Annotated in this window: 11 protein-coding genes; 7 read left to right on the top strand and 4 right to left on the bottom strand. The window is 57.6% G+C overall.

Annotated features, from left to right (window positions below; all coding sequences use genetic code 11):
* Positions 1-5: 5 nt before the first annotated feature.
* From uvrA to AB5Y73_RS11355, 5 genes are all read left to right on the top strand, one after another.
* Positions 6-2,834, top strand: a complete 2,829-nt coding sequence (uvrA, locus tag AB5Y73_RS11375; RefSeq protein ID WP_005356491.1) for an excinuclease ABC subunit UvrA — start codon at positions 6-8, stop codon at positions 2,832-2,834.
* 121 nt (positions 2,835-2,955) lie between these two features.
* Positions 2,956-4,629 (top strand): diguanylate cyclase, encoded by a 1,674-nt coding sequence (locus AB5Y73_RS11370; protein WP_107682192.1) that lies wholly within the window; start codon positions 2,956-2,958, stop codon positions 4,627-4,629.
* A gap of 458 nt (positions 4,630-5,087) precedes the next feature.
* A complete protein-coding gene (locus tag AB5Y73_RS11365; protein WP_107682191.1) occupies positions 5,088-5,684 on the top strand; it encodes an OmpW family outer membrane protein in 597 nt (198 codons plus the stop codon).
* Between the two features lie 222 nt (positions 5,685-5,906).
* Positions 5,907-7,886, top strand: a complete 1,980-nt coding sequence (locus AB5Y73_RS11360) for a methyl-accepting chemotaxis protein (protein ID WP_058056351.1) — start codon at positions 5,907-5,909, stop codon at positions 7,884-7,886.
* Between the two features lie 8 nt (positions 7,887-7,894).
* Positions 7,895-9,376, top strand: a complete 1,482-nt coding sequence (locus AB5Y73_RS11355; RefSeq protein ID WP_181497631.1) for an ABC transporter substrate-binding protein — start codon at positions 7,895-7,897, stop codon at positions 9,374-9,376.
* Between the two features lie 72 nt (positions 9,377-9,448).
* On the opposite strand, the gene AB5Y73_RS11350 is transcribed toward AB5Y73_RS11355, so the two are convergent.
* Positions 9,449-10,249, bottom strand: a complete 801-nt coding sequence (locus AB5Y73_RS11350; protein ID WP_107682189.1) for a GNAT family N-acetyltransferase — start codon at positions 10,247-10,249, stop codon at positions 9,449-9,451.
* A 329-nt stretch (positions 10,250-10,578) separates the two neighbouring features.
* On the opposite strand from AB5Y73_RS11350, the gene metF reads away from it, so the two are divergent.
* Positions 10,579-11,469, top strand: coding sequence for a methylenetetrahydrofolate reductase (gene metF, locus AB5Y73_RS11345; protein WP_005340191.1), 891 nt, complete (start codon positions 10,579-10,581; stop codon positions 11,467-11,469).
* Between the two features lie 69 nt (positions 11,470-11,538).
* Here metF and AB5Y73_RS11340 read toward each other — a convergent pair whose 3' ends face one another.
* Both AB5Y73_RS11340 and AB5Y73_RS11335 read right to left on the bottom strand, forming a co-directional pair.
* Positions 11,539-12,603 carry a DUF3103 family protein gene (locus tag AB5Y73_RS11340; RefSeq protein WP_107682188.1) on the bottom strand — a complete coding sequence of 355 codons (1,065 nt, stop codon included), beginning with the start codon at positions 12,601-12,603 and terminating at the stop codon, positions 11,539-11,541.
* A 122-nt stretch (positions 12,604-12,725) separates the two neighbouring features.
* Entirely contained in the window at positions 12,726-13,901 is a 1,176-nt protein-coding gene (locus tag AB5Y73_RS11335) for a benzoate/H(+) symporter BenE family transporter (protein ID WP_107682187.1), read from the bottom strand.
* 119 nt (positions 13,902-14,020) lie between these two features.
* Between AB5Y73_RS11335 and AB5Y73_RS11330 the strand changes: the two genes are divergently transcribed.
* A complete protein-coding gene (locus AB5Y73_RS11330; protein ID WP_107682186.1) occupies positions 14,021-14,590 on the top strand; it encodes a helix-turn-helix domain-containing protein in 570 nt (189 codons plus the stop codon).
* 16 nt (positions 14,591-14,606) lie between these two features.
* Here the strand turns inward: AB5Y73_RS11330 and AB5Y73_RS11325 are convergent, their stop codons facing one another.
* Positions 14,607-15,803, bottom strand: coding sequence for an NnrS family protein (locus AB5Y73_RS11325; protein ID WP_107682185.1), 1,197 nt, complete (start codon positions 15,801-15,803; stop codon positions 14,607-14,609).
* Between the last annotated feature and the right edge of the window lie 413 nt (positions 15,804-16,216).

Raw genomic sequence — 16,216 nt, 5'->3', positions numbered from 1 at the left:
ACAAGATGGAAAAGATCGTGGTCCGGGGTGCTCGCACCCACAACCTCAAGAACATCAATCTGACCCTGCCCCGCGACAAGCTGATCGTGGTTACCGGCCTCTCCGGTTCAGGCAAATCCTCTCTGGCGTTCGATACCCTCTATGCCGAGGGGCAGCGCCGCTATGTGGAGTCCCTCTCCGCCTATGCCCGCCAGTTCCTCTCCCTGATGGAGAAGCCGGACGTCGACCACATCGAGGGGCTTTCGCCTGCCATCTCCATCGAGCAGAAGTCTACTTCCCATAACCCGCGTTCGACCGTCGGCACCATCACCGAAATTTATGACTACCTGCGTCTGCTGTTTGCGCGGGTTGGTGAGCCGCGCTGTCCGACCCACGCCATTCCGCTCGCCGCCCAGACCATCAGCCAGATGGTGGATCAGGTGCTGGCTCAACCGGAGGGGAGCAAGCTGATGCTGCTGGCCCCGGTGGTGCGGGATCGCAAGGGGGAGCACACCAAGCTGCTGGAGAATCTGGCGGCCCAGGGCTACATCCGTGCCCGTATCGACGGCGAGGTGTGCGATCTCTCCGATCCTCCGACTCTGGAGCTGCACAAGAAGCACACCATCGAGGTGGTGGTGGATCGCTTCAAGGTGCGCGAGGACCTGGCGCTGCGTCTGGCCGAGTCGTTCGAGACGGCGCTGACCCTCTCCGGCGGCATAGTGCTGGTAGTGCCGATGGATGGGGAGGAGGGTGTCACCCCCATGACCTTCTCCGCCAACTTCGCCTGCCCGGAGTGCGGCTACTCCATGTCGGAGCTGGAACCGCGCATCTTCTCTTTCAACAACCCGGCCGGAGCCTGCCCGACTTGTGACGGACTTGGGGTGCAGCAGTACTTCGATCCAGCCAAGGTGATCGGCGATCCGGCCATCAGTCTGGCCAACGGCGCCATCCGAGGTTGGGACAAGCGCAGCTTCTACTACTTCCAGATGCTGAAATCCCTCTCCGAGCACTACAAGTTCGATCTGGAGACGCCGTGGGAGGATCTGCCGGTCAAGACCCAGGAGGTGATCCTGCGCGGCTCCGGTCGCACCGAGATCGAGTTCCGCTACATGAACGACCGCGGCGACGTGGTGGTGCGCAAGCACCCGTTCGAGGGGATCCTGCACAACATGGAGCGGCGCTACCGGGAGACCGAATCCAACTCGGTGCGTGAAGAGCTCTCCAAATACATCGCCAACAAATCCTGTACCAGCTGCGGCGGCAGTCGACTGCGGGAGGAGGCGCGCCACGTTTTCGTCGACAACCGCAACCTGCCGGCCATTGCCGAGCAGTCCATCGGCGATGCACTCGCCTTCTTCGAAGGGTTGAACCTCACCGGCCAGCGCGCCCAGATTGCCGAGAAGATCTTGAAAGAGATCGTCGAGCGGCTTGGCTTCTTGGTGAATGTGGGTCTCAACTATCTGAGCCTGTCCCGCAGTGCCGAGACCCTCTCCGGTGGTGAAGCGCAGCGCATTCGACTGGCCAGCCAGATTGGTGCCGGTCTGGTGGGGGTGATGTATGTACTCGACGAGCCCTCCATCGGCCTGCACCAGCGTGACAACGAGCGGCTGCTCAAGACCCTCACCCATCTGCGCGATCTCGGCAACACGGTGATCGTGGTGGAGCACGACGAGGATGCCATTCGACTCGCCGACCACGTGCTCGATATCGGCCCGGGGGCGGGTGTGCACGGTGGCGAAATTGTTGCGCAGGGCACCCCCCAGCAGATCATCGACAATCCGGAGTCGCTGACCGGTGACTACCTCTCCGGCCGCAAGCAGATCGCCATTCCGGCCGAGCGCACCCCGCTTACCGGCAAGTGGCTGAAACTCAAGGGGGCGAGCGGCAACAACCTGCGCAACGTCAACCTGGATCTGCCCATCGGCGTGATGACCTGCGTCACCGGCGTCTCCGGCTCCGGCAAGTCGACCCTGATCAACGACACCCTGTTCCGCATCGCCCACCGTGAGCTGAACAAGGCGACCGAGTCTACGCCTGCGCCTTATCGCAGCGTGGAAGGGCTGGAGCATCTGGACAAGGTGGTGGATATCGACCAGAGCCCCATCGGCCGTACCCCGCGCTCCAACCCGGCCACCTATACCGGTTTGTTTACTCCGATCCGCGAGCTGCTCTCCGGCACCCAGGAGGCGCGTTCGCGCGGCTATCAGCCGGGCCGCTTCTCCTTCAACGTTAAAGGGGGCCGTTGCGAGGCGTGTCAGGGGGATGGCGTCATCAAGGTGGAGATGCACTTCCTGCCGGATGTCTATGTGCCGTGCGATGTCTGCAAGGGCAAGCGCTATAACCGCGAGACCCTGGAGGTGAAGTACAAGGGCAAGAACATCCACGAAATCCTCGAGATGACGGTGGAAGATGCCCGCGAGTTCTTCGATCCTGTGCCGGCGGTGGCGCGCAAGCTGCAGACCCTGATGGATGTGGGCCTCTCCTATATCCGTCTCGGCCAGTCGGCCACCACGCTGTCGGGCGGCGAGGCGCAGCGGGTCAAGCTGGCGCGGGAGCTCTCCAAGCGGGATACCGGCCAGACCCTCTACATTTTGGATGAGCCGACCACCGGGCTGCACTTCCACGATATCCAGCAACTGCTCAAGGTGCTGCACCAGCTGCGGGATCGCGGCAATACCATCGTCATCATCGAGCACAATCTTGATGTGGTAAAAACTGCCGACTGGATCGTCGATTTGGGACCGGAGGGAGGCGCCGGTGGTGGCCGCATTCTGGTGACGGGGACGCCGGAAGAGATTTGCACCAATAAAGAGTCTCATACAGCTCGTTTTTTACGACCGCTATTGGCGCGATAAGCCGTTATAATCGAGGGGCCTTTGGCCCCTTTTTGTTATAAAAATCGGGAGCATAGGGGGAAGCTCGTCAAGTGTGGGCAGGCTTGGCATCTCAGCATCATGGTAATGGATATATCGGGTTATGGCTCAGGCTCCGCGCACGATTGATCATCAGTTGGCTTACTCCATGTTCCCCATCTGGCTGGGGGCGATCCTGCTATTGCTGGTCCTGCTGGCGTGGGCCCAGATCCCGGCTGCCAGCCGGATTGAAGAGCAGCGAATGAAGGAGCATCTGCTGCGCGTGACCAAGGCGGTGCAGGCGGATGTGACCGCTCTGGATGCATTCAGTCGGGATTGGGGCATCTGGGATGACAGTCACCGTTTTATGGACAACAAAAGCAGGGGGTACATCGAATCCAACCTGTTCAGTGATATGCCGATGCGGGATTTTAGTCTCAACCTGATGAGCTTCATGGATCTCACCGGCTACGAAATCTGGACGCGCACCCTGCTACCAGATGCGCCGGGGGTTAATCCGGATCAGTTTCCCTACTTCCTTGATGAACTGAAAAAGCAGTTAAGGGAGCGCTCGGTGGCGCAAGGGGGCATCAATCTGCACGGGATCCGTGCTTCCCAGTGGGGGCCGCTGATGTACTCGTGGCAGCCGATCAGAAACAGTGACGAGTCGGCACCGTTCAACGGTTTCTTGCTGGTTGTACGTTGGCTCGACAAAGCCTATCTCGAGCAGGTATCGGAGCGTACCGCGCTGCCTCTGGCGATTTCCCACGCCAATCTGGATGTCACCGCTACCTTCAAACCACTGAAACCGCAAATAACGTATCGCCTGATCGACCTTGGGCTGACCCGGCTCAGGGGAGAGGTGCGACTGCTCAACAGCGATAACCAGCCGGTACTGACCCTGGTGATTGAGGAAGAGAGAAAGATCTTGAGTGGCGTCATGGAGGGGGCGCTCTGGACCTTTATCGGCATGCTGTTTATCAGTTTTATCTGCGTCATGATCGCCATGTACCGGCTCAACAGCATTGTGCTTACCCCGTTGCAGCAGCTGGTGTCGGCGCTGCAACGCTTTGGCGATCGGCCAGATGCCACCTTGATCCCCTATATCGACAGCAGCGCCGAGATGGCGACCCTGAGCGGCAAGTTCAAGGAGATGGCCAGCAAGGTCAGTCAGCAACACGATGATTTGTTGGAAAAATCCAGCCAGATGGAGATGGCTGCATTCACCGACCCCTTGACCCGTTGTTTCAATCGTCGCTATCTCGATGGTTGGTTGCAGGCCAACCGGGCCAAACCTTGTCTGTTATTGCTGCTGGATCTTGATCATTTCAAGCGGATCAATGACCGCCTTGGCCATGACATCGGGGATCTGGTGCTGAAACAGCTGGCGGAGCTGCTGCGCAAGGTGGTGACAGGAGAGCGCGAGCCGATCATCCGGCTGGGCGGGGAGGAGTTCTTGTTGTTGCTACAAGTGGATGACGAGCAAGAGTTGGCGCTGCGGGTCGAATATCTGCGCCAGCGTGTCGCTCAGCACCGCTTTGGCAGAGAGGATGCGCCACTCTGGTTGACGGTGTCTCTGGGGTTCTGCCGCTATCCGTTGCACCCGGAGTACCCGGATTCATTCTGGAGTCATAGCTTCAAACTAGCTGACATGGCGCTGTATCAGGCCAAAGTTGGCGGGCGAAATCGGTGGTGTGGCTACGTTGGTCCCCTCTCTGCGGAGGGAATGGGCCAGACTCCGGAACAGCTTGCCGAAGGGGGGAATATCACCCTGCTGCACTCTATCAATCCGGATTAACCCTGCCGTACCAATACCAGATAGGCCAGGGCGACAATAAAACCGAGCAGGATAAAGAGAAAGGATCCGATTCCCCACACGGCCGCGAGAAAGGCCCCCACCTTTTGCCATTTCGACTCATTTTTCATAAATAAACCATTACTTCCCAGTAACTTGTATGGCGCAAAAAATACGCTGATTTACCCATATAAACAACAATTAATAGCCGCACTGCCGTGCAATAAGATGTGGCTTGTTTGCTTCTTTTGTCTCTGGATGCGGGTAGTTACAACCTGTCCAAACTGGCATTTCGGCTTGTTGTCTGGGGACTCAACGAGATTGGGATGGCGCGCAAAGATGTCACACCAATCGATTTATTTCTGTGCAACCTTTGCTCCAAGTCAATAACTTTGCATTTACAAGGGCATATAGTCAGCGGGCTTACAGCATCAAATGAAAACAAAAAAAGGGATTACGTGATGAAAAAATTACTTCCTCTGATGATTGCCGCTGCAGTGACCTCTCCTTTCGCCATGGCCCATCAGGCTGGTGATATTCTGGTTCGTGGTGGTTTGGCATTTGTATCGCCGCAGGAAAGCAGCACGCCTGTAGAGCTGGAAATTAATGACAACATGCAATTGGGATTGACTCTCTCTTACATGATTACTGATAACTGGGGTGTCGAATTGCTGGCTGCAACCCCCTTCTCTCATTCAGTCAAACTGGGTGGCGCTGAAGTTGCCAAGATCAAGCATTTGCCGCCGACTCTGATGGGTCAGTACTATTTTGGCGATGCTCAAAGCAAGGTTCGCCCGTATGTCGGTATTGGCGTGAACTACACCACCTTCTTTGATGAAGAGGGTCGTGGTGCACTGTCAGGAACCGATGTCAAAGTCGATGACTCCTGGGGTGTTGCCGGACAAGTTGGTATCGATATGGCGATCACTGACCGCTGGTTTGTCAACGGTTCAGCCTGGATCATTGATATCGATACCGATGTGCATACAGCGATTGGCACCATTAATACCAAGGTCGACCCGATGGCCTTTATGGTGGGTGTTGGCTACCGCTTCTAATGATTCTGACTGCGGTTCTGAACGGACCGCGGAAGATAGCAAAGTACGTCTCTTTCAGCCCGGCTTGTGCCGGGCTTTTTTCGTATGGCTGATTTTGTCTGTACTGTGATCCAACCCGATACAAATCAATTAAATACCTACCGCTTTATTTCAGTTATTCGCCACCCCTGCCGATAGTGACTATGTTCACTTTACCTTCCCCCAATGAGTGAGGATGTCTCCATGGGTTTATCTATCGTGCAGCGGATCATCGCCGGATTCGTGTTGATGCTGCTGTTGCTGATCCTGCTTGGTGTGATCAGTACCTTTAAAATCAAGGGTATAAATGACGGCCTCTCTGCCGTATCTGACCGGGCAACCCCGCTGGTGGTGGCTGTCGCAGGTCTCAAGGGGGCACTGCAGGATAGTAACCGCTGGGTGCTGGTCTACCGCACCAGTGAAGATGCTGCCCAGTTGCCGCAGCTGGCAAATCAGTTCAAGGAGCAGCAGAACCGCTTCGTCCAGCTGAGTCAAGAGATGGGTAAATTTACCGACGTAGCGGATGCTCGTGCCCGCTTCCAGCAGGTCGAGAGTGCTACCACCCAATTTTATGGCTTGGCGGATCAGGTGTTGGCCCAGCATCGGCAGTGGGTCAGTGCACTGGAGCAGCGCCACAAGCTGGAGATGGAATTTATCCGCCTTGAGGATACTTACCAGTGGGCGGCGGATCTGCTGCTGCAACAGACCGCCAGCAAACGCTCCATGCGCAACAAGGCGGAGCTTATTACCTCGGGTATCGCCCGCGACCTGAAGAATATCCGTCGTGCCGATGCCAAAACCGACCTGAACGAGCTGGAAAAGGTACTCAGCAAGGATATCGAGATGGCCCGCAAGCGGTTGGAGCGGGTGCTGGTGCCCGATGATGTGAAAGCGCGCTTTGTCTCCAATCTGGATCGGATGCAGGAGCTGGCGCTCGGCGCTCAGGGCTTGCTGGCAACCATGCGTCAGGCTCAGCAACTGGCGCTGTCGCTGGCCACGCAAAATCAGCAGCTGGATGCCAGTCTGGCCAACAGCCTCAATTTGCTTGATGAGATGGGAAAGTCTGCCGGTGCCATCGCCAGCGATAGCCGGATCAATGCCGATGCAGCGGTCAGTAGCGCCAGCTTCTGGATCCTGGTGGTTGCCGCGATGTCGGCCGCTGCCGCTCTGGTGATCGGCTATACCACTGCGCGCAGCATTCAGCGCCCGTTGCAGATGATCAACAAGGAGCTCGATTACATGGCGGCCGGTGACATGACCCGCCGCATCAACTACCGCAGCAGTTGCGAATTTGGCAGCCTCTCTCGCTCCATCGATACGCTGGCGGGCAAGACCGGTGAACTACTCTCTCAAATCAATGCAGGCTCCCGCCATCTGGTGGATGAGGCGAGCCGCGCCGCCGAGATCAGCGAACGGGCCATGTCCCGGGTACAGGAGCAGAAGAGCCAGACCGATCAGGTGGCCGCCGCCATTACCGAGCTGGAGGTGAGCGCCACCGAGGTGGCCCGCTCTACCGATGGCACCAAGCGGGAAGTGGATCTGGCCGATGAAGAGGCGCGCAATGGTCGCCAGAAAGTGGCCACCACTCGCCGGATCACCGAGCAGCTGGCTGGCGCCATGGAGGAGGCGGTCGGCATCACCTACAAACTTGGGGAATTCAGCAACAACATCGGCAGCATTCTCGATGTGATCCGCAGTATTGCCGAGCAGACCAACCTGCTGGCCTTGAACGCCGCCATCGAAGCGGCCCGTGCAGGCGATGCAGGTCGCGGTTTTGCGGTGGTGGCCGATGAGGTGCGGGCACTGGCCAATCGCACCCAGACTTCGACCGAAGAGATCCAGGGGATGATTGAGAACCTGCAGAGCTCCAGCAAGCATGTGGTTGAAGTGATGGGGCGTAGCCAGGAGCAGACCCAGAGCTGTGTCGATCAGACCCGCGAGATGGATGTGGCGCTGCAATCCATTGCCGAGCGGATGGGGGCCATCAAGTCGATGGCGGATCAGGTGGCCCATGCCGCTCAGGAGCAGATCTCCGTCAGTCAGGGGGTCGCCCGTCATATCGCCGGTATTGCCGATGTGGCATACGAGACAGAGCGGGAGGCGCGGGAATCCGCCAGCAGCAGCGAAGTGCTGGCCGACCTGGTCGCCAAACAGCAGCAATTGATCGCACATTTCAAGGTCTAGGAGGGCTTATGTCTAAAAAGTGGATTGGAGCCCTGAGTCTCCTGTTGTGTGGCCAGCTGATGGCCAGCGAGCTGGTGATTGAAAGCTGGCGAACCGATGACAAGGCGTTGTGGGAGCAGAAGATCATCCCGGCCTTTGAAGCGGCGCATCCCGGCATCAAGGTGAGTTTTCATCCGGTGCAGAACGTCAACTACATGCCCACTCTGTGGGAGAGCCTGAAAGGGGGCAAGGCGGGGGATCTCATTACCTGTCGTCCGTTTGATGATTCGCTCGCCCTGTTCAAGGCTGGCCATCTGGCCGAGCTGACCGAAATGGCGGGGATGGAGAACTTCCCGAGTTTTGCCCAGTCACCGTGGCAGACCGATTCCGGTGCCCAGACTTTCTGCGTGCCGATGGCCTCGGTGATCCATGGCTTCTTCTATAACAAGAAGATTTTCAGTGAGTTGGGGCTCACCTTGCCGCAAACCCGCGATCAGTTCTTCGCCGTGCTGGACAAGATCAAGGCCGACGGTCGCTATGTGCCGCTGGCCATGAGTGGTTCCGAGAGCTGGGTTGCCTCCGAACTGGGGTTCCAGAACATTGGCCCCAACTACTGGAAGGGGGAGGACGGCCGTCTGGCACTGATCGGCGGGCAGGAGCGGCTGGACAACCCGCAATATGTGAAGGTGTTCGACGAGCTGGCCCGCTGGCGTTCCTACCTCGGTGAAGGTGGCGAGAGCCGCGATTATGCGACCAGTAACGAGCTGTTCACTTCGGGCAAGGCCGCCTTCTACGTGGCGGGCTCCTGGGAGATTGCCCCCTTCACCGGCAAGGTCGATTTTGGCGTCATGCGTCCGCCGGTGGCCAAACAGGGTGATGGCTGTTTCTTTACCGACCACACCGATATCGGTATGGGGATGAATCCGGCCAGCAAGAACAAAGAGGGTGCAATGGCCTTCCTGCAATGGCTGACGACGCCGCAATTTGCCGAGCTCTATACCAACTCGCTGCCGGGATTCTTCTCCCTCTCCAACCACTTTTTCGATGTCACCAATCCGGCGGCCAAAGAGATGATGGAGTGGCGCGATCAGTGTGACTCGACCATTCGGGTGGCGACCCAGATCCTCTCCCGTGGTACGCCCAAGTTGGGGGATGAACTGGCCGAGGTGAGTCAGGCTGTGCTGCTTGGCAAGATGGAGCCCAAGGCCGCCGCGGATCGACTGGAAAGTGGCTTGAAGGGCTGGTATGCCCCTCATCAGGGCAATAAGGCCAAGAGCGCGGATTGTCAGTGTGATGCGGTTGCCCCTGCCCCTGCCCCTGCTCCGGCTTCAGCGCCAGCGACTGAGCTGTCCGCAGCTCCCGCGACCAGTGAAACATCGGCCGTGGTGTCACCTGCTGTGACTCCCGCAGAACCCGCATCAGCGGCCGCTGCACCATTACCGGCGCCGTCTGATGAGGTGGAACAGGCGCTCTCCAACGAGCTGGAAGCGCCACAGCAGCCACAGCAATAGGCCATCGACATCAATAAAAACGGGAGGCATCAGCCTCCCGTTTTTTATGGCTCGTGGCCAGCATGTATCGCTTTATTGTGCTTCGTGGGGCCAGCGGCAGAGGCTGCCGATCCGGGCTACCGGGGCAAACCCCAGAGAGCGGTAAATGCGCTGGGCATGGTAGTGCTCGTCGGCCACTATGATCAGCTGTTTGGCGCGGGACAATCCTGCGCGAGCCACTTGACTCAGCAGCTGGCGGCATAACCCCTGGTTGCGCCACGCATGGTGTGTGCGTACCAACTGGAAGCGCCCAAGTGTGCCGCAAAAGAAGAGGCCACAGCTGGCGACCAGTTGTCCCTCTTGCCAGATCCCCCACCAGTCCCCGAGACCATCGGCAATCATGGCTTGATAGAGCGCCCGGCGGGATTGCAGATAGGGGAGATAACTCTCTGCCGTGTGCCCTTCATCCCGCTCATGGAGTTCGAAGTCGAGCCACTCAGGCCAATCAGCAGTGGTGAAGGTGCGTGCCTCAACCTTGTTCATGTCGTCGTGAGGAGGTGGGCAGCTCTGTTCATCCAGCGCCAGTACCACGCACTCCATATATTGGTAACCCGTTGCGACAAAACCGGCGATCCGGCTGTTTTGCCCGGCCGCCAGTGGCCATTGGAAGGTGCGGTGGCGCACTCGAGGATCCTGGCCGATCAGCTGATCAAATGTGGCTTCCAGCCAGCCTTTGTCATGGTCGCTGGGCGGGGTGGGGAGTAGCAGGTAGTTGCCGAAGTAGTAGTCGGGAGCATCCGGCGTGCGAACCGCCCAGAACTGATCGTGCTGAACAACCTCGCCCTGATAGCGATCGAACAGCAAGTCGGTGGCAAAGCCGGGGTGGGTATCCATGATGGTGCTCCTGCAAAGACTCATTCTGTTATCGGCAGGAGTGGGAAATAGATGAAAAGGGGCCGGAGAAACCTCCGGCCAAACAATCACACGCAGATTCAGAACGTCCAGGACGATCTGCCCCCATCATAACTCGACTGGGGCAATTTTGGGATGGGCACTTTTCGGTTACGTACCGTTAATTTTGTAAATATGAAGTTCGTCAGATCGGATGTGAGGTAAATCTCTGTTGACTTTGTGTCGTTTTGCTCATAAATATAAAGACGTTTAGACGTCCAAACATCCGTTTTGACGTAGGCAGATGGATTGCAGGACAGGGAGAAGAGCAGATGGGTTTTCACAGTGCACGTCAGGTTGAGGCGCTCAACCAGAGCTTGGCAGATTTGAATGGCGATATATCGGTCAGTTTCGAGTTTTTTCCGCCCAACAGTGAAGGGATGGAGAATACCCTCTGGCAGTCCATCGAACGGCTGAAAGTGCTGGAACCCAAGTTCGTCTCCGTCACCTATGGCGCCAACTCCGGTACCCGTGATCGCACCCACAAGGTGATTAAGGACATCAAGGAGCGGACAGGCCTGATTGCGGCGCCGCACCTGACCTGTATCGATGCCAGCCGCGACGAGCTGCGCACCATCGCCCGCGACTACTGGAACAGCGGTATTCGTCATATCGTGGCTCTGCGCGGTGACTTGCCGCAGGGGCTGGAGAAACCGGATATGTATGCCACCGATCTGGTTGCCCTGCTCAAGTCAGAGGCGGACTTCGATATCTCGGTTGCCGCCTATCCGGAAGGTCACCCGGAGGCCAAGAGTGCGCAATCCGACCTGCTCAATCTCAAGCGCAAGATTGATGCCGGTGCCAACCGCGCCATCACTCAGTTCTTCTTCGATGTGGAAACGTATTTGCGCTTTCGGGATCGCTGCGCCGCTATCGGCATCGATGCTGAAATCGTGCCGGGGATCCTGCCGGTCTCCAACTATCAGACCCTGGCCAAGTTTGCCGGTTTTACCAACGTGAAGATCCCGCGTTGGATGCATCAGCGTTTCGAGGGGCTGGATAACGATCAGATGACTCGCAATCTGGTGGGGGCGAGCATCGCCATCGATCAGGTGCGCGTGCTGAGTCAGGAAGGGGTGAAGGATTTCCACTTCTATACCCTGAACCGCTCCGAGCTGACTTATGCCATCTGCCATACTCTGGGGGTTCGTCCCAAGGGTTGACCGGTGGTCACCGTGATAAAAGCAAAAAGCCAATGAGTTGCTCATTGGCTTTTTCGTTATGGCCGATTATCAAGGTCTGGTCGGGGCGATCTCTTTTGGCTCAAGATCGATAACCGCATTACCGGCAGCCCCCGGATACTGGCGATAGACCTGATCCTGCTCCAGTGTGTAGAAGGTATCCAGATAGTCGTCGTTATTGGTCATCCAGGAGTCGGGCAGCGCTTTGACGATGCGGCCACCGAGATCGAGGAAGGGCAGGGCTTCTGGCACGCCACCCGCAGTAAAGCCGAGTTTGAGGGCTTCAATCAGCAGAGCGCCCAGCTCCTTGTAGTTGACGTTGTCATCCTGCTCCATCATCACCACATCGACGGCACCCCAGCGATAGCGATCCCAGTAAACCAGGATCTGGTTGGGGGTGTAGTCTGTGTTGTCATAGTCGAGGTAGGGCATGTCGACAATATCGACTACTGGCTCATCGCGGCTGGGATTGACCCCTGCGACCACTGCATACACTTCGGCTGCGCCGAGCAGCCAGGGCTCCTGATCATCCTTCAGTCTGATCTTTTTCAGGATACTGGTCTTGAGTGGCGCCGTGCTGGCCGCCACTCGCGGAGCGCTTTGCAGATCCGCATCGGCCAGCGCCTTGCGCATTACCTTCAAGCCTGCGTTTTTGGCTTTGACGGGATCGGCTTCGACTACCAGAACCGGCCGGGCCGGTGCCTTGTCCACATCCAGATAGACGGGATTGCCAGCGCTGTCGAACGCTTCAATGGCGCTCCAGCTCTTCTCATCTCCACTTGGAACATAGGCGACCAGCGGTTCGACGCCCTGTTGCAGTGCGGCGGCCTGATCGGTGTTGGCCAGTCGCAACTGCATCAGTTGCTTGACCTCGCCATCCAGTCCTTGCCGGCTGATGGCCGCCTGGTTGGCATCGCTCGCCTGCCGTTTAAGCCGTGGACTGGCCTTCTGCAGCAGGTTGGGAAGCGGGCTCTGATATTGCTGATTGCTCAGCAGGGGCAGCAGGTTTTTCTGCTGAAGTGCGAGCTGGCGAGCCAGCTCTCGATCCGTATCGGCAGCCTGGACGCTCGTAGCACCCAGTATGGCCAGTAGTAACAAGACAGCCTGATTTTTCATTTTTATACTCCGTTGCATGGAACCTGACAGGGCACCATGTCCGGGAAGATTGGTGCCCTGACGCCACTAGAAGGAAATTAGTTTCACTTGTGAATCATTTTATGTGGATAGTGTGCAGAGGTTCACGGTTTGAGGTTCAATTGATTCCTTTGTCGATATGGTTGGAACTGATAGATAGCCAGACCAATCAGCAGACCCCAGCAGGCTGCCGCGATGCCGAGCAGGCTGATCCCGGACGCGGTAATGATAAAGGTAAGCAGCGCAGCTTCTCGCGCTTCATCCTGTTGCAAGGCAGAGTGCAGGCTGCTGCCGATGGTGCCTAGCAGGGCCAATCCGGCGACGCAGGTGACAAGGGCTGCCGGAAAGGCGCTAAACAGGGCCGCGACGGTCGAGCCGAAGCAGCCGGTCACAAGATAAAAGCAACCCGCCCAAACCGCAGCAGGCCAGCGGCGCTTGGTATCCGGGTCGACCTCTTTGCCCATGCAGATGGTTGCAGTGATGGCGGCCAGATTGAAGGCATAGCCGCCAAAAGGGGCGAGCAGCAGGCCAGTCAGGCCAGTCCAGCTGATCAGCGAGGAGGTGGCAGGCTGATAGCCATGGGTCCGCAAGATGGCAATCCCCGGCATGTTTTGCGATGTCATGGTGACAATGAACAGCGGCAGCGCGATACCAAACAGAGCATCAAGGGAGAAGGCTGGCCATGTCCAGACCGGGCTGGCGAGTTGCCAGTGAAGGGTACCCATTTGCAAATCCCCCCGCACGCTGCAGATCAGCATCCCCACTCCCAGTACCAGCACCATGGTATAGCGAGGCCAGAGATGGCGACCCAGCAGGAAGGCCAGCAGCAGGGTGCCAAGTAGCAAGGGATCTTGCGGGGCGACCTTGAATAGATCCAATCCGAATCTGAGCAGCACGCCAGCCAGCATGGCGGCGGCCAGCGGAGCCGGGATATGTTTCATCAAACGGTTGAACCAGCCGCTGATGCCACACAGAGTGATCAGCAGGGAGGAGATCACAAAGGCGCCGATCGCTTCCGCCAGAGTGAAGTTGCCCAGCGTGGTGATCAGCAGTGCCGCGCCCGGTGTGGACCAGGCGGTTAGTATGGGTATGCGGTAATAAAGAGAGAGGCCGATGCAGCTCACCCCCATGCCGATCCCCAGCGTCCAGAGCCAGGAGGCGATTTGAGCAGTATCAGCACCTGCTGCCGTGGCGGCCTGGATGATCAGGATGACGGAACTGGTGTAGCCGACCATCACGGCGATAAAGCCTGCGACCAGATGGGGGAGTGCGAAGGGCATGACTCTTCCTCTTGGCGTTGTGACGCGCTGTGCGTTATTACGTACAATACAGCTTTGACTATATCGCTGTGCGCTATAGCGCACAAGATGCATCGTGCAAGAGTAATAAAGAGGCAGTTATGCAAGAGATGAGTCAGCACCTGGCTGCTCGACTGAAGGGGCTGCGCAGCGAGCGCGGCTGGAGCCTGGATGCCGCCGCGCGCGAAACGGGGGTCAGCAAGGCGATGCTGGGGCAGATTGAGCGGGGAGAGTCCAGCCCAACGGTGGCGACGCTGTGGAAGATAGCCACCGGGTTTCGAGTCTCCTTTTCCAGTTTCATTGAGCCCATACCCGCTGCGCAGGCAGAGGTGCTCTATCGCACCGCCGATGCCATTCGCCAGCAGCCAGCGGGAGAGGGCATGCAAGTGGCACCGCTCTTCCCTTATGAAAACCGGTTTGGTTTCGAGTTGCTTGAGCTAACCCTGTTGCCGGGTTACCAGCGTGAATCCGAGCCCCATGAGCCGGGAGTGACCGAGCATGTCATCGTCATCAGCGGCATGATGGAGGTGCTGGTGGAAGGGGAGTGGCGCTCACTGGAGCAAGGAGAGGCGGTGCGTTTTGCTGCCGATCGTCCCCACGGTTATCGCAATCTCGGCATAGCCCCGGCTATTTTCCACAATTTGATCCACTATCCGGTGGCAACACCCTGAACACGTGCCGTAGTCATCAACCCGGACGACCATCTGCTCTGGGGCGGATCAGTATCGGGATATAGACCCAGACAAACAGACCATAGGCAGCGATCCAGGCAAGAGCGCTGAGGTTCCAGCCATGCAGGGTATAAGCAGGCCAGAACAGCGGAATCGCCACCCGCATTGTAGCGGCAGCGATAACCAGGGCGAATGCGCCAGTGATCCTGCGTCCTACCTGCAAGGCCCGACCGCTATGGCCGAGGGAGACTCGCGCAATCATGCCCAGAATCATGGTCCCCATACAGCCTGCGCTGAGCAGGTGACTGGCCATTGACAACGTGATGGGCAGATCCGCGCTATGTACCGCAAGGGCGAACAGGCCAAGAGGGATAAACAGATAAGCGAGATGGAGTGACCACAGCAGGGGATGCGCAAGGGTCGATGGCAGATGCCAACGCAGTTGCCGCCACAGATGCAAACTCGCCGCCACTATATATAAAGGTACTATGTATATGCTGGTGACCCATTGGGTGGGGAGCAGCAGCCAGCAGAGCAAGATAAGCCACAGTGTCGCGAGCGCCGCCCGCTCCAGCCAGAGCTGAGGTGCAGCTTTATCCTGACCGGTTGCTCGGGCGGTGAAGAACGGAATCACCCTTCCACCCATCACGGCGATCAGGGTGGTAAACAACAGCACTGTGGTGATCAATAGGTGCTCAACGGTGGTCCAATCGGCCTGCCATAACCAGCTGGCACCATTGAGCAAGGTCAGTATCAGCAACAGGGGCACGAAGAAGAGGTTGCGCCATTGCCGGGTTATCAAGATAGGCTTGGCAAGGAACCAGGTGCAAAGCGGCAACCAGAGCAGGTCTGCCGCCATCAGGAGCGTATTATCTTCACCCAGCCAGGGTAACAAGGTCCTTGGCAACATCCACAACCCCACCACCATTGCCAATGGCCAGCTTCGAACACCGGGATGGGCCGTCCAATTCTGCACCGCGGTGAGCAGAAAACCCGCGACGATGGCGGCCCCGAAACCAAACAGCATCTCATGACCATGCCACCAGATCGGGTTGGCAATCCCGGGCAAGGTAAGCCAACCGTTGAGCTGCCCCAGCCAGAGCAACATGGCGACGGCAGCAAACAGAGCCCCGAACAAGAAGAAGGGTCGGAATCCCAAGCGGAACAGCGGGACGATTTGCTCTTCCTTATGGCTATCGAGGATTTGATGCATGAGGGCATTCCAATTAAACATTTGAGATGGCAATTATAAAATTGGCTTTTCAAATGTTCAATTTAAATCCGGCAATAGTCAGAATTGATGTCATTTCGAGCAAAAAAAGAGGTGATTGCTTGATATCTGAGCGAACGAACTTTTTTGCTGAAAAAGCCCTTGTCATCCCGGCGCGGCTCCCTATAATGCGCCCCTACCAGCACGGCGGAACACGCCAAACTGATGAGCCAGCTTCCTAGCGAAGCCGGCGCCGAAAGAAAAGCGAAAACAATCGCTTGACTTTCGAAGTGAGGAGCGTAATATGCGCCTCCTCAACGCGACAAGCGTGACGCTCTTTAACAATTTGAATCAAGCAATCTGTGTGGGCACTCACAGCATCGAACATCAAAAACAATTTTTGATTTTCAATGTCT

The organism is Aeromonas sp. s7(2024) (genome assembly GCF_040907825.1).
GTDB classification, from domain to species: domain Bacteria; phylum Pseudomonadota; class Gammaproteobacteria; order Enterobacterales; family Aeromonadaceae; genus Aeromonas; species Aeromonas veronii.
The sequence above is the reverse complement of the archived record's forward strand: the minus strand, read 5'-3'. Positions and strand labels throughout refer to the sequence as shown.

Excerpts from the sequence above, each read along its gene's own strand:
- AB5Y73_RS11340 (WP_107682188.1), bottom strand. The coding sequence starts at position 12,603 with ATGAAAAATCAGGCTGTCTTGTTACTACTGGCCATACTGGGTGCTACG.
- AB5Y73_RS11370 (WP_107682192.1), top strand. The coding sequence starts at position 2,956 with ATGGCTCAGGCTCCGCGCACGATTGATCATCAGTTGGCTTACTCCATG.
- AB5Y73_RS11365 (WP_107682191.1), top strand. The coding sequence starts at position 5,088 with ATGAAAAAATTACTTCCTCTGATGATTGCCGCTGCAGTGACCTCTCCT.
- AB5Y73_RS11335 (WP_107682187.1), bottom strand. The coding sequence starts at position 13,901 with ATGCCCTTCGCACTCCCCCATCTGGTCGCAGGCTTTATCGCCGTGATG.
- AB5Y73_RS11325 (WP_107682185.1), bottom strand. The coding sequence starts at position 15,803 with ATGCATCAAATCCTCGATAGCCATAAGGAAGAGCAAATCGTCCCGCTG.
- AB5Y73_RS11355 (WP_181497631.1), top strand. The coding sequence starts at position 7,895 with ATGTCTAAAAAGTGGATTGGAGCCCTGAGTCTCCTGTTGTGTGGCCAG.
- metF (WP_005340191.1), top strand. The coding sequence starts at position 10,579 with ATGGGTTTTCACAGTGCACGTCAGGTTGAGGCGCTCAACCAGAGCTTG.
- AB5Y73_RS11360 (WP_058056351.1), top strand. The coding sequence starts at position 5,907 with ATGGGTTTATCTATCGTGCAGCGGATCATCGCCGGATTCGTGTTGATG.
- AB5Y73_RS11330 (WP_107682186.1), top strand. The coding sequence starts at position 14,021 with ATGCAAGAGATGAGTCAGCACCTGGCTGCTCGACTGAAGGGGCTGCGC.
- AB5Y73_RS11350 (WP_107682189.1), bottom strand. The coding sequence starts at position 10,249 with ATGGATACCCACCCCGGCTTTGCCACCGACTTGCTGTTCGATCGCTAT.
- uvrA (WP_005356491.1), top strand. The coding sequence starts at position 6 with ATGGAAAAGATCGTGGTCCGGGGTGCTCGCACCCACAACCTCAAGAAC.